The organism is Kushneria halocnemicola (genome assembly GCF_965650455.1).
In the GTDB taxonomy this organism is placed as follows: domain Bacteria; phylum Pseudomonadota; class Gammaproteobacteria; order Pseudomonadales; family Halomonadaceae; genus Kushneria.
This window is the reverse complement of the sequence record NZ_OZ287968.1, coordinates 1,540,510-1,553,478: the sequence shown is the minus strand read 5'-3', so window position 1 is coordinate 1,553,478 and position 12,969 is coordinate 1,540,510. Positions and strand designations below refer to the sequence as shown.

Below are 12,969 nucleotides of genomic sequence, written 5' to 3'. Positions count from 1 at the left end.
CAACCAGGGAGAGCCTCATGCCATTGCTGGGCTGTATTGCAGATGACTTTACCGGTGCCACCGATCTGGCCAGTCAGCTGGTCAGTATCGGTATGCGCACCGTCCAGACCATCGGCGTCCCCGATGAGGGGCTGGCCGACGAGCTGAAAGACGTTGATGCCGTGGTGGTCGCACTCAAGAGCCGCACAATTCCGGCGGCAGAGGCGATCTCGCAGTCGCTGGCGGCGCTTGAATGGCTCCAGGCCCGCGGCTGCGAGCAGTTCTACTTCAAGTACTGCTCGACCTTCGACTCCACTGCCGAGGGCAACATCGGGCCGGTGACAGATGCGCTGATGGAAGCGCTTGAGGTGCCCTTTACCGTTGCCTGTCCGGCACTGCCGGCCAATCGTCGAACGGTCTACAACGGCTACCTGTTTGCGGGTGGGGTGCCGCTCAATGAAAGCGGCATGCAGGACCACCCGCTGACCCCCATGACGGACGCCAACCTGGTGCGCGTCATGGGCAGCCAGACCCGCCACCGGGTCGGACTGGTCGACTTCGATTGCATACGCCAGGGGAGCCAGGCGGTACGTCACCGCTTTGATGCACTTCAAGAAGATGGCATGGGCGTGGCGATTCTCGACGCCATCGAGCAGCGCGATCTGGAAACGCTGGGTGAGGCATGTCGTGATCTCAAGCTTGTCACCGCGGGCTCCGGTCTGGCGCTGGGCCTTGGCAAGCGCTGGGCAGATCAATTGACCGGCGAACGTGCCGCCGAGCTGCCCGCGGTGGCCGGTCGTGAAGCTATCCTGAGCGGCAGCTGCTCAAGGGCGACGCTGGCTCAGGTGGAACACGCCAGGGCGCACTATCCCCATTACCGCCTCGACGCCCTGACGCTGGCCGAAGACTATCAAAGCCAGATCGACGAGGCGCTGACACTGGCACGCAAGCATCTCGATCAGTCGCCCGTACTGATCTATGCCAGCGCGTCCCCCGACAATGTCAAAAAGGCGCAGCAGGCGCTGGGCGTGCAGGAAGCCGGCGAGATCGTCGAGCGCGCGCTGGGGGAGATCGCCGCGACGCTGGTCAGTGAACTGGGCGTGCGCCGCCTGCTGGTCGCCGGGGGCGAAAGCTCGGGTGCGGTGGTCAGTGCGCTCAACGTGAAAGGCCTTCAGATTGGACCGAGTATCGATCCGGGGGTGCCCTGGACCGTCACGCTGGGCAGCAGTGAGCGGCTTGCGCTGGCGCTCAAGTCGGGCAATTTCGGCGGTGAAGACTTCATGACAAAGGCCTGGGAGAGCATGCCATGAGCCATATCAATACCCACTCGGAAGAAAATCGCCTGCGCGAGGAGATCAGCGAGATCGGGCGCGCCTTTCGCCAGCTGGGCATGGCGCCCGGCACTTCCGGCAATATCAGCGCCAAATGCGACGGCGGCTGGCTGATGACGCCCACCAATGCGAGCCTGGGCGCGCTGGACCCGGCCGAGATCTCGATGCTCGACTGGGACGGCAATCTGATCTCCGGCAAGCCGCCGACCAAGGAGTCCTTTCTCCACCGCGCCTTCTATGAGTCGCGTGAGGAGGCCGGCGGGGTCATCCATCTGCACTCGACCTACGCCTCGGCCGTCTCCTGCCTGCAGGGGCTGGACGAGCGCTCCTGCATCCCGCCGATCACGCCCTATTTCGTGATGCGCGTAGGCCGTCTGCCGCTGTTGCCCTATTTCCAGCCCGGCGACCCGGCGATGGGCGAGGCCGTGCGTGACTACGCCCCGGATTACAGCGCCGTACTGCTGGCCAACCACGGCCCGGTGGTGGCGGGCAAGAGTCTGGAAGCGGCGCGCAACGCCATCGAGGAGCTCGAGGAGACCGCGCGTCTTTTTCTGCTGCTCCAGGGTCAGCAGATCAATACCCTGGATGAAGCGCAGATTGACGGTCTGCGCCAGCAGTTCGGCGCACGCTGGTAGTGATCCGGCCCGCGGTGCCCGCCGGCGCCGGGGGCTATCCTGTCATCCCTTTTCAAGGAGCGCTCATGCCGCGTTTTGCTGCCAACCTCACCATGATGTTCAACGAAGTCGCCTTCATGCAACGCTTTGAACAGGCCGCCCGTCAGGGTTTTGAAGCGGTGGAATATCTCTTTCCCTACGCCTTTGACCCTGATGAGATTGCCCGGGAGCTCAAGCGCCATGACCTGAAACAGGTCCTGTTCAACCTGCCGGCGGGCGACTGGGACGCCGGCGAACGCGGGATTGCCGCGCTGCCCGGGCGCGAAAGCGAGTTTCGTGACAGCGTGGAGACGGCGATTCGCTACGCCCGGGCGCTGAACTGCCCCAGGGTGCATGCCATGGCCGGGGTGGCGAGCGAAGACGCGGACCTCGCGGCCATGCAGGCGACCTATCTGGACAACATTCGCTTTGCCGCGCGACGACTCCAACAGGAGGGCATTACGCTGCTGCTCGAGCCGATCAACAGCCGTGACATGCCCGGCTACTTCATCAACTATCAGCATGAAGCGCATGACGTGATCGAGACGCTGGGCGAGCCCAATGTGCAGGTACAGATGGACTTCTATCACACCCAGATCATGGAAGGGGACATCTGGGAAACCTTCCGGGAGTACCGCGAAGGCGTCGGCCATATCCAGATTGCCGGCGTGCCCGAGCGACACGAGCCCGACAGCGGTGAGGTCAACTACGCCTGGCTTTTTGAGCAGCTCGACCAGGCTGGTTTCGAGGGCTGGCTGGGCTGTGAGTACAAGCCCCGCGGTGAGACAGCCGCAGGGCTTGGGTGGTTTGCGCCCTGGCGTCGGGGCTAACGCCAGAGCAGTCGGGGGCTATCGGCCGTGAGCTCAGTCGCCTCTGGTCAGGCTGAGCATCGAGCCCTCCCTTTCGGCGGCAATATGCCAGGCCAGCGCTTTTTCCAGGCAGTGCGGCGTATGGCCGCCGCGCTGGCACGCTTCACTGAAATACTCCCGCAGCGCCGGACGATAGAGCGGGTCGGCGCAGTGCTCGATGATGACCCCGGCACGCTCGCGCGGGGCCAGGCCGCGCAGGTCGGCCAGACCATGCTCGGTGACCAGGATATCGACATCGTGTTCATTGTGATCCACGTGACTGACGAAGGGCACCAGGCTTGAAAGCGCGCCATTTTTGGCCGTCGATTTGGTAATGAATATCGACAGGTGGCCGTTGCGGGCAAAGTCGCCCGACCCGCCGATGCCGTTCATCATTTTGGTACCGTTGACGTGGGTCGAGTTGACGTTGCCGTAGATGTCGGCCTCCAGCGCGGTATTGATGCCGATAATCCCCAGGCGCCGCACGATGCCCGGGTGGTTCGACATCTCCTGCGGGCGCAGCACGATACGGTCACGGTAGTCGGCCAGATGCGGCCAGATTCTCTGTCCGCACTCTTCGGAAAGCGTGATCGAACTGCCCGAGGCAAAGGTCATCTTGCCGCTGTCGAGCAGGTTGAACGTGCTGTCCTGCAACACCTCCGAGTACATGGTGAGATCTTCAAACGGCCCTTCCATCAATCCGTTGAGCACGGCATTGGCCATGGTGCCGATGCCGGCCTGCAACGGCATCAGCGAGGGCGGCAGACGGCCCACCTCCACCTCATGATCGAAAAAGCCGATCAGATGATCGGCAATGCGCTGGGTATCTTCATTGGGAATGCCGACGGTGGACGGGCTGTCCTGGCCTTCGGTCAGAACGATGGCGGCAATTTTGGCCGGATCGATAGGGATGTGGTCCACGCCGATGCGGGTGCTGGCATCCACCACCGGAATGGGCTGGCGGGCCGGACGCATCTGGGGAATGTAGATGTCATGCAGGCCGATCAGCGCCTCGGGCGTGGAAAGATTGAGCTCCACGATCACCTTGTCGGCCAGAATGGCAAAGCTTGCCGAGTTGCCCACCGAGGCCGTGGGAATGATGCCGCCGTCTTCGGTAGTGGCGCAGGCCTCGATCACGGCCACATCGATGTTGCCCAGCTGCTTGTTGCGCAGCTGTTCGACCGTTTCAGAGAGATGCTGATCAATGAACATTACCTCGCCGCGGTTGATGGCGGCGCGGAGCGTGGCATCGACCTGAAAGGGCATGCGGCGCGACAGCACCCCGGCTTCGGTCAGATGGCGGTCGATGTCATTGCCCAGTGACGCCCCGGTCATCAGGCTGATCTTCAACGGTTCCTTTTGGGCCCGGCGCGCCAGCGCCAGCGGCACATCCTTGGCTTCCCCGGCACGGGTAAAGCCGCTCATGCCGACAATCATGCCATCCTGAATCAGTTCGGCAGCCTCATCAGCACTCATGAGACGTGATTCCCACCCCTTCAACTGACAGCGTTCGCTGGCGGTTGCTTTCATGCAGAGACTCCCTTTCAGGTCATTCCGATCGATGGCGCAGGTCGCGCATCCATTCAATGTACAGCGCTGATATCAAACACTAAACGCTTAAAAAGAAAGGATATGTGTCGCAGGTCAAAAAGCAGGCGCGCGGCATGAAAAAAGGCCCCCGCGGGGGCCCTGGCAAGCTGCTTGTGGTTTACAGCATCTCCCTTTTGGGGCCGGTTCTGACATGGGTGGTGTAGAGCGTCAGCCCCGTGAAGGCCAGCCCCCCGGCCAGGTTGCCCAGCACGGTGGGAATTTCGTTCCACCACATGTAGTCCCAGACCGAGAAGTCACCGCCCATGATCAGTGCCGAGGGAAAGAGAAACATGTTAACGATCGAGTGCTCAAAGCCCATGTAGAAAAAGAGCATGATCGGCATCCACATGGCGATGACCTTGCCGCTGACCGAGGTGGAGATCATCGCGCCCACCACGCCCATCGACACCATCCAGTTGCACAGCATGCCGCGCATGAAAATGGTGACCCAGCCGGCCAGCCCGTGTTCGGCGTAGCCCAGAGTGCGCGCTTTACCGATGCTGGCGATCCGGTCGCCGATCTCGCCCGGGGCGATGGAGAAACCGTAGGTGAGGATAAAGGCCATCATGAAGGCCACCGTCAGTGCGCCGGCCAGATTGCCCAGAAACACCCAGCCCCAGTTGCGCAGAATACCCTTGGGGGTAACGCCCGGGCGGCGATCCAGCAGCGCCAGCGGGGTAAGCATGAACACGCCCGTGAGCAGATCAAAGCCCATCAGGTAGAGCATGACAAACCCGACCGGGAAGAGCATCGCGCCCACCAGCGGCTGGCCGGTCTGTACCGTAATGGTCACGGCAAAGGCCGCGGCCAGTGACAGGATGGCGCCCGCCATGAAGGCGCGAATCAGCGTGTCGCGGGTGGACATCGAAATCTTTGACGCGCCGGAGTCCACCATCTTGGTGACGAACTCCGCAGGGGTCAGATAGGACATGGTATGGCCTCGGGTGGTGTTGTTATGCCATGTGTCGGGTACTGGCGTGCCTGACCCCGCAGGCGCTGCGGGGTCAGGCAAGCCGAGGAGAGCGTTGCGGTCTTAATCAATGACGACGTGATCGCCCTCGAGTCGTACGTCATAGGTCGCCAGACGCACCTGATCGTCTTCCAGGCAGACGCCGTCGGTGAGGCGGAAATGCTGCTTGTAGATGGGCGAGGCGACCACCAGCTCGCCGCCCTTGTCGCCGATAATGCCGCGACCGATCACGTTGGCGCGGGAAAACGGGTCATGGTGGTCGATGCCAAACACCTCCGGGGCGCTGTGGCGGTCGCGCCCATGGGGCAGATAGAACAGCGCAATCTGGCGGCCTTCGTGCAGGGCGACCACGCCCGAATAGTCGACCAGATCGCGGACACCACACAGGACCTGTGTTGCGTTGTTAACAGCGGTTGCAGTGCTCATCAGCGGATCTCCACGGCAAGGGACTGAACTTCGTTTTCACGAGCAGGGCGGGGCTGGTCGCGCTCGGTGACATTGACGATGTCTGGGTCACCGCAGCGGTCGTTAACAAAGGTGCGAAAGCGCTTGAGCTTTTCCGGGTCCTTCAGCGCGTTGGCCCACTCGCACTCATAGGTCTCCACGATGTGGTGCATCTGGCGCTCAAGCTCGTCACCCAGTTCCAGGCTGTCGTCGATGACCACCTCCTTCAAAAAGTCGAGGCCGCCTTCCAGGCTTTCCCGCCACACCGAGGTGCGCTGCAGCTTGTCGGCGGTGCGCACGTAGAACATCAGGAAACGATCGATGTATCGAATGAGCGTGGCGCTGTCGATATCGGTAGCAAAGAGCTCGGCGTGGCGCGGGCGCATGCCGCCGTTGCCGCACACGTACAGGTTCCAGCCGGCCTCGGTGGCGATCACGCCGATATCCTTGCCCTGGGCCTCGGCGCATTCCCGGGTGCAGCCCGATACGCCCATCTTGACCTTGTGCGGGGTGCGCAGGCCCTTGTAGCGGTGCTCGAGCTCCAGCGCCATGGCGACACTGTCCTGCACGCCATAGCGACACCAGGTGTTGCCCACGCAGGACTTCACCGTGCGCAGCGACTTGCCATAGGCATGACCGGTTTCAAAGCCGGCATTGATCAGCTCTTCCCAGATGTCCGGCAGCTCGTGAAGCTCGGCTCCGAAAAGATCAATGCGCTGACCACCGGTGATCTTGGTGTAGAGATCATATTTTTTGGCCACTTCCCCCAATGCGACCAGCTTGTCGGGGGTGATCTCGCCGCCGGCGACCCTGGGCATGACCGAGTAGGTGCCGTTTTTCTGCATGTTGGCCATGAAGGTGTCGTTGGTGTCCTGCAGCGCCACGTTCTGCGGGTCCATGATCGGCTGGTTCCAGCAGGTAGCGAGAATCGAGCCGATGGTCGGCTTGCAGATGTCACATCCCAGCCCGTGGCCGTGCTTTTCCAGCAGTTCGTCAAAGGAGGTGATCCCCTCGACGCGCACCATGGCGTAGAGCGCCTGGCGGGTGTACTGGAAGTGCTCGCAGAGGCTTTTGTCCACTTCCATGCCGCGGGACTCGAGCTCGTGCTCGAACACCTGCTTGAGCAGTGCCGCACAGCCGCCGCAGCCGGTGCTGGCCTTCGTCTCGATCTTGAGCGCGGCAATATCGGCGCAGCCCTCGTCGACGGCCCGGCAGATCGCGCCCTTGGTGACGTTGTGACACGAGCAGACCATGGCGGTGTCGGGCAGGGCATCGGCACCCAGCATCAACGCGCCGCCTTCGCTTTGCGGCAGGATCAGCGCGGCCGGATTCTCGGGCAGGTCGATGCCGTTCTGGACGTACTGCAAAAGCGTGTCGTAGTAGCTGTTGTCGCCGACCAGAATCGCGCCCAGCGCCTTTTTACCATCGCTTGAGACCACCAGGCGGCGATAGCCGTTGCCGGCCTCATCAATCCAGCGATAGCTTTTGGCCCCCTCGGTGGTGGCGAAGGCATCCCCGATCGAACCCACATCGACACCCAGCAGCTTGAGCTTGGTCGACATGTCCGCGCCGCTGAAGGGCTCGCACACATCGGTGAGACAACCGGCGACGGTGCGGGCCATGGTGTAACCCGGCGCCACCAGACCGAAGGTCTGCCCGTTCCACAGGGCACACTCGCCGATGGCAAAGATTTCCGGATCCGAGGTGCGGCAGGTCTCATCGATCACGATGCCGCCGCGCTCGCCGATCTCCAGGCCGCAGTCGCGGGCCAGCTGATCCTGCGGGCGAATGCCGGCGGAAAAGAGCACCAGATCGGTATCAAGATGTTCGCCGCCCTGGAAATTCATCCGGTAGGCGTAGTCATCCCCCGGCGTGGCCACGATCTCTTCGGTGGCCTGTCCGGTGTGGACGCCCACGCCCAGCGCCTCGATGCGTTCGCGCAGGGCGGTGCCGCCCTGATCGTCCAGCTGGACCGGCATCAGGCGCGGGGCAAACTCCACCACGTGGGCTTCAAGGCCGAGCGACTTGAGGGCGTTGGCGGCTTCCAGCCCCAGCAGGCCGCCACCGATCACCACGCCGCGACGGGCATGGGCGGCGTGCTCACGTATGGCGTCAAGATCATCCAAGGTGCGATAGACCAGCCTGGCCTGCGGATGGTCACTGACTTCCGGACCGGGAATCGGCGGCACAAAAGGGTAGGAACCGGTGGCGATGATCAGGCTGTCGTAGGGCAGGCGCCCATCGGCGGTGAGGATCTCACCCCTGTCGCGATCGATCTGCGTGATACGCACGCCCAGATGCAGCGAGACGCCGTGCGTTGCGTGCAGATTGGCTTCACCGAGGGCGAGGGCGTCGGCACCCTTGCCGGAGAAATACTCCGACAGGTGCACGCGGTCATAGGCGCGGTGGCGCTCGTCGCCGAAGACGTGAATCTGATAGCGCTGTGTGGCGCCGCGCTCGATCAGCTGTTCGACGCAGTGATGGCCCACCATACCGTTGCCGATGATAACGAGCTGCTTTTTCTCGGGGTGAATCGTCAGGTCCTGCATGATCAGGCAGCCTCCTCAAGCTGTTGGGTGGCATCCGCGGCGCCAAAAATCAGCGTGTCGCGACAGGCCGTGAGATCGCCCTTGTCCACGCTCTGGCGGAAATACCAGGGCCCATCACGGGTATCGCCGTAGAGCACGGCGCCGACAAGTCGGTTGTTGCGCAGAATCAGGCGGCGGTAGTCGCCGTGGTCGGCGTCGAGATAGCGCAGCACCTCGTCACCGGGGTCGGGGGCCAGCAGGCCAAAGGCATAAAGCTCGATACCGCTGACCTTGAGCCGGGTGGCGCTGGGCGTCAGGGCGTAGCGCTGGTGGCCACCGCAGAGCCGGTCGGCCAGCACCTCGACCTGGGCCCAGATGGGATCGACCAGGCCAAAGGTGGTGCGCTCGAACTCACAGCACTCGCCCAGCGCCATGATGGCCTCGTCACTGGTGGTCAGGGTGTCATCCACGCGAATGGCCCGATCGCCTGCCAGGCCCGCCGCCAGGCCGAGCTCGGCGTTGGGCACGATGCCGGCGGCGACCACGACCAGCCCGGCGGCCAGATGTTCGCCGTTATCCAGCACCACACCGGAGACGCGGATGCCATCGGCACTTTCATAGGCGACAGGTTGTCGTCCCCGGCGCAGGCTCAGGCCACGCCCCTGGAGTTCACTGGTCAGCAGCTCGGCGGCCCGGTCATCCAGCTGGCGGTTCATCAAGTGCGCGGCGCGATGGACCACGGTGACCTCAAGGCCGCGCTTTCGAAGTCCTTCGGCCGCCTCGAGGCCCAGCAGCCCGCCGCCGATGACCACGGCGCGGCGGGTGTGCTCCCCGGCCGCCATCAGCGAGGTCACATCCTCGGTGGTGCGGAAACCGTGGATGCCGCCAAGCTCGGCACCGGGCAGATCGAAAAGGCGCGCGCGCGAGCCGGTGGCGATGATCAGCCGGTCATAGTCGTGGCGCTCGCCCTGATCATCGATGATCTGCTGCGCCGCTTGATCAATGGCGGTAATGCGTCGACCACAGTGCAGCGTAATGTGGTGGGCCTTGAACCAGTCGCGGTCGCGCAGGGCAATGGCGGCCTCATCCACCTCGCCGGCCAGCAGGGGCGAAAGCAGGATGCGGTTGTAGGCGGGGCTGGGCTCATCGCCGAACACATGAATGTTTTGCGGCCGCTCGGGCCGGGCCACCAGCGCTTCCAGCAGGCGCTGGGTGGCCATGCCATTGCCGATAATGAGCACGCGTTGGTCGGTGATGGCCTGTGGGGTGGCACTGTTCGTTGTCATGGTCGACCTCCCGGCGTGATGGATTGTCGATAGCGCCAATGCTGCCCGTGGAAAAAGCGAAGTGGGCTTGGCGTTGTCTGACACATCACGCAGTTGCCTGTCGGCCGGTGACGCTGAGGGTGGCTGTACACCGGCAGTTCTGATGTTTATCAGGCGAATGCCGTGCCAGAAACGGTGGATCCCTTTGATTTCAGTCATTTTCATGAGAGCGCGTGTCATCAGGCAGCGCCGTGCCGGCGCATGATGTCACCAGGAGTGTGCAGCCGGGGTCTGTGCGGCCATCTTTTGGTGCATCGAGTCGTCGGGGGCCGGGCAGTGCCCGACACCGGGTACGCCAGCGCCTTCCTGTCACGGTAAAAACCCTGTTCTGGCCCGGATATTGCTCGATCAGGCTATCAGCAGCGGCCGCGCCCTTTTTTGATGGACGTCAGATTTTCCTGCCAATGGATCGTCATGACGCTGTCGAGCGTGGCGCTGAAGGCTTGAGACAGGGCTGCCCGGGTAGATCAGGGCAGCCGTCTGTCGTGGAGGAGATCCCTATGGAAACGACAACCACCTGCCCCTACTGCGGGGTGGGCTGCGGTGTGGTGGCCCAGCATGACAGCAAGCGTTGTGACACGCTCGCGGGCGTGACGGGGGATAAAACGCACCCGGCCAACGAAGGCCGACTCTGCGTCAAGGGCTCGGCGCTGGCGCAAACGCTGGGGCACGAGGGGCGGCTGATGCGCCCTCGAATTGACGGGCATGAGGTCAGCTGGGAGAGGGCGCTTTCCGAGGTGGCTTCTCGGCTGGGCGACATTCGCTCGCAGTATGGCGGCGGTGCCATCGCGGGCTATCTCTCCGGGCAGCTTTTGACCGAGGACTATTTTATTGCCAACAAGTTCTTCAAGGGCTTTGTCGGCACGCCGCACGTGGATACCAATTCAAGGCTGTGCATGGCCTCGGCGGTGGCAGGCTACAAGCGCGCCCTGGGCGCAGACGCGGTGCCCTGCTGCTATGAGGATCTGGAAGAAGCGGAGCTGGTGGTGCTGACCGGCAGCAATCTGGCCTGGAACCATCCAGTGCTCTATCAGCGCCTGCGCACGGCCAAAAGCCGCAATCCCCTGATGAAGATCGTGGTCATCGACCCGCGGGTGACCGATACCTGCGAGCTGGCCGATCTCTTTTTGCAGATCGCCCCGGGCAGCGATATCGCGCTCTTCAACGGTCTGCTGCGCTATATGGCCGGCAAGGGCAGGCTGGATCGTGATTTTATCGAGCAGCACACCGAAGGCTTCGATGAAGCGCTGGCCGCGGCGCAGCAGGAGGTGCCGGACATCGACACCGCCGCCGAGCGGTGCGGCGTCGAAGCCGAGCGGCTGGAAACCTTCTACTACTGGTTTGCCACTCAGCTGCATGTGGTGACGCTTTACTCGCAGGGGGTCAACCAGTCGAGCAGCGGCACCGATCGGGTCAATTCGATCATCAACGCGCATCTGGCCGGCGGCAGTATCGGCCTGCCGGGAGCCGGGCCCTTTTCGATTACCGGCCAGCCCAACGCCATGGGTGGGCGCGAGGTCGGCGGCCTGGCCAACCAGCTGGCGGCGCACATGGATTACCACACCCCCGGCGCGCTGGATCGGGTCACGCGCTTCTGGACCACGCCAAACCTCGTGCCCACGCTGCCTGACGGACCCGGCCACAAGGCGCTGGCGCTGATCGAGTCGATCGAGCGCGGCGAGATTCAGGCGCTGTGGATCATGGCCACCAATCCGCTGGTCAGCCTCCCGGATGCCAACCGGGTGCGCGCGGCCATTCAAAAGTGCCCGCTGGTGATTGTCTCTGAATGCGTGGCACGCAATGACACTCTGGAACATGCCGATATTATCCTGCCGGCCAGCGGCTGGGCGGAGAAGGACGGCACCGTGACCAACTCCGAACGGTGTATCTCGCGCCAGCGCGGGATATTGCCGCCCCCGGGCGAGGCGCGCCACGACTGGTGGATCATCTGTGAAGTGGCTCGTCACATGGGCTTTGGCGAGGCCTTCGACTATTGCAGCGTGCACGAGATATTTGACGAGCATGCCAGGCTTTCAGGCTTTGAAAACGATCCGCAGGCCACCCCGGAGAGCGGCTATCGCCTGTTTGATATCTCCGGGCTGGCGGGGATGGATCGCGCTCGCTATGACGCGCTCGCGCCGATTCAGTGGCCGGTCAATGCCGGCGCGCCGCAGGGCACGGCGCGACTTTTTGAGAACGCGCGCTTCATGACGCCCAATGCCCGGGCAAGACTGATCGCGGTGTCTTCCAGCGCCACAATTCAACAGCCGACAAGGGAGACGCCACTGTTACTGAACACCGGGCGCATTCGCGATCAGTGGCACACCATGACCCGCACCGCCCGGTCGCCGCGGCTCATGCACCACAGAAGCGAGCCCTTTATCGAGGTGCATCCGGAGACGGCGCACGGGGCCGGCGTCACGGACGGGCAGCTCGCCCGGCTTCACAATGCGCTGGGCGAGTATTTTGGCCGGGTGCGCGTCACCACCGCGCAGCCGCGGGAATCGCTTTTCGTGCCCATTCACTGGAACGATCAGTTTGCCCGCGAAGCGCGGGCTTCCGCGTTGATCAAAGCCGTCTGCGATCCGGTCTCCGGTCAGCCCGAGTCCAAGCAGGGGCGCGTGGCGCTGTCACCGGTCGCTGCGCAGTGGGAAGCCTGTCTGCTGTTGGGACATGATGCGCGGGCGCCGCTGGGAGAGAGCGACTGGTGGGCACGTATCCCGCTGGCAAACTGCCAGCGCTGGCAGATGGCGGGCGAGCGCTCGCTCGACGACTGGGCCGGCTGGTGTGCGCGCACCCTGGGTCAGGCGCCCACGCTCTGGAGTGAGGATGGCGGGCGCGATCACTTTCGCGCGGCCTGCCTTCACAAGGGCAGGGTTGTCTGGTGGCTGGCGGTGGCCCCGGTCGGCACGCTCAATGCGATGCTGGATGATGTTGGCTGGCTGGACGATTGTTTTGCTCTCGAGGCACTCGAGAGCCCGCAGCGACGCCGGCTGCTGGCCGGAAGAGCGGCAAGTGGCGAGGATGCCGGTGCAACGGTGTGCAGCTGCCACCAGGTCGGGGAGAAAACCATCAGGCGTGCCATTGCCGGTGGCTGCAATACCGTCGAGGCGCTGGGGGAGCGGCTGGCCTGCGGCACTCAGTGCGGCTCCTGTATTCCGGAGCTGCGCGCGCTTTTAAAAGCGCAGCATGGCGATGAAAAGGCCCAACAAGGCGCCACACATGAAACCGCCCGAGCGGTTCAGGCTGGGCGATGACGTGCCACCGGTATCAAGACCGCGCACGTTACATCTTCAAGGCG

General features: G+C 63.5%; 9 protein-coding genes. 4 read left to right on the top strand and 5 right to left on the bottom strand.

The features are described 5' to 3' along the window. Nucleotides 1-17: 17 nt before the first annotated feature. The 3 genes from otnK to otnI all read left to right on the top strand — a co-directional run bounded on the left by otnK (nucleotide 18) and on the right by otnI (nucleotide 2,793). The gene (gene otnK / locus ACS92L_RS07110; protein ID WP_438768060.1) at nucleotides 18-1,289 is read left to right on the top strand and encodes a 3-oxo-tetronate kinase; all 1,272 of its coding nucleotides are present in this window, start codon (nucleotides 18-20) and stop codon (nucleotides 1,287-1,289) included. Next, nucleotides 1,286-1,945 (top strand): 3-oxo-tetronate 4-phosphate decarboxylase, encoded by a 660-nt coding sequence (gene otnC / locus ACS92L_RS07105; RefSeq protein WP_438768059.1) that lies wholly within the window; start codon nucleotides 1,286-1,288, stop codon nucleotides 1,943-1,945. The genes otnK and otnC overlap by 4 nt, the downstream gene beginning before the upstream one ends. Nucleotides 1,946-2,010: 65 nt before the next feature. Then, nucleotides 2,011-2,793, top strand: coding sequence for a 2-oxo-tetronate isomerase (otnI, locus tag ACS92L_RS07100; RefSeq protein ID WP_438768058.1), 783 nt, complete (start codon nucleotides 2,011-2,013; stop codon nucleotides 2,791-2,793). Nucleotides 2,794-2,826: 33 nt separating this feature from the next. Here the strand turns inward: otnI and ACS92L_RS07095 are convergent, their stop codons facing one another. From ACS92L_RS07095 to ACS92L_RS07075, 5 genes are all read right to left on the bottom strand, one after another. Next, the gene (locus ACS92L_RS07095; RefSeq protein ID WP_438768056.1) at nucleotides 2,827-4,341 is read right to left on the bottom strand and encodes an acetyl-CoA hydrolase/transferase family protein; all 1,515 of its coding nucleotides are present in this window, start codon (nucleotides 4,339-4,341) and stop codon (nucleotides 2,827-2,829) included. A 178-nt stretch (nucleotides 4,342-4,519) separates the two neighbouring features. After that, nucleotides 4,520-5,332 (bottom strand): formate/nitrite transporter family protein, encoded by an 813-nt coding sequence (locus tag ACS92L_RS07090; protein ID WP_438768054.1) that lies wholly within the window; start codon nucleotides 5,330-5,332, stop codon nucleotides 4,520-4,522. A gap of 102 nt (nucleotides 5,333-5,434) precedes the next feature. Beyond that, nucleotides 5,435-5,797, bottom strand: a complete 363-nt coding sequence (gene nirD / locus ACS92L_RS07085) for a nitrite reductase small subunit NirD (RefSeq protein ID WP_438768052.1) — start codon at nucleotides 5,795-5,797, stop codon at nucleotides 5,435-5,437. Then, nucleotides 5,797-8,364: a nitrite reductase large subunit NirB gene (gene nirB / locus ACS92L_RS07080; protein WP_438768050.1), complete on the bottom strand. Its 2,568-nt coding sequence runs from the start codon at nucleotides 8,362-8,364 to the stop codon at nucleotides 5,797-5,799. Before nirB ends, nirD begins: the two co-directional genes overlap by 1 nt. A gap of 2 nt (nucleotides 8,365-8,366) precedes the next feature. Beyond that, a complete protein-coding gene (locus tag ACS92L_RS07075; RefSeq protein ID WP_438768048.1) occupies nucleotides 8,367-9,629 on the bottom strand; it encodes an NAD(P)/FAD-dependent oxidoreductase in 1,263 nt (420 codons plus the stop codon). Between the two features lie 539 nt (nucleotides 9,630-10,168). Here ACS92L_RS07075 and ACS92L_RS07070 point away from each other — a divergent pair. After that, nucleotides 10,169-12,925, top strand: coding sequence for a nitrate reductase (locus ACS92L_RS07070; RefSeq protein WP_438768047.1), 2,757 nt, complete (start codon nucleotides 10,169-10,171; stop codon nucleotides 12,923-12,925). Nucleotides 12,926-12,969 lie beyond the last annotated feature (44 nt).

Coding starts and splice junctions, on each gene's coding strand:
- otnK (WP_438768060.1), top strand. CDS start 18: ATGCCATTGCTGGGCTGTATTGCAGATGACTTTACCGGTGCCACCGAT.
- otnC (WP_438768059.1), top strand. CDS start 1,286: ATGAGCCATATCAATACCCACTCGGAAGAAAATCGCCTGCGCGAGGAG.
- otnI (WP_438768058.1), top strand. CDS start 2,011: ATGCCGCGTTTTGCTGCCAACCTCACCATGATGTTCAACGAAGTCGCC.
- ACS92L_RS07095 (WP_438768056.1), bottom strand. CDS start 4,341: ATGAAAGCAACCGCCAGCGAACGCTGTCAGTTGAAGGGGTGGGAATCA.
- ACS92L_RS07090 (WP_438768054.1), bottom strand. CDS start 5,332: ATGTCCTATCTGACCCCTGCGGAGTTCGTCACCAAGATGGTGGACTCC.
- nirD (WP_438768052.1), bottom strand. CDS start 5,797: ATGAGCACTGCAACCGCTGTTAACAACGCAACACAGGTCCTGTGTGGT.
- nirB (WP_438768050.1), bottom strand. CDS start 8,364: ATGCAGGACCTGACGATTCACCCCGAGAAAAAGCAGCTCGTTATCATC.
- ACS92L_RS07075 (WP_438768048.1), bottom strand. CDS start 9,629: ATGACAACGAACAGTGCCACCCCACAGGCCATCACCGACCAACGCGTG.
- ACS92L_RS07070 (WP_438768047.1), top strand. CDS start 10,169: ATGGAAACGACAACCACCTGCCCCTACTGCGGGGTGGGCTGCGGTGTG.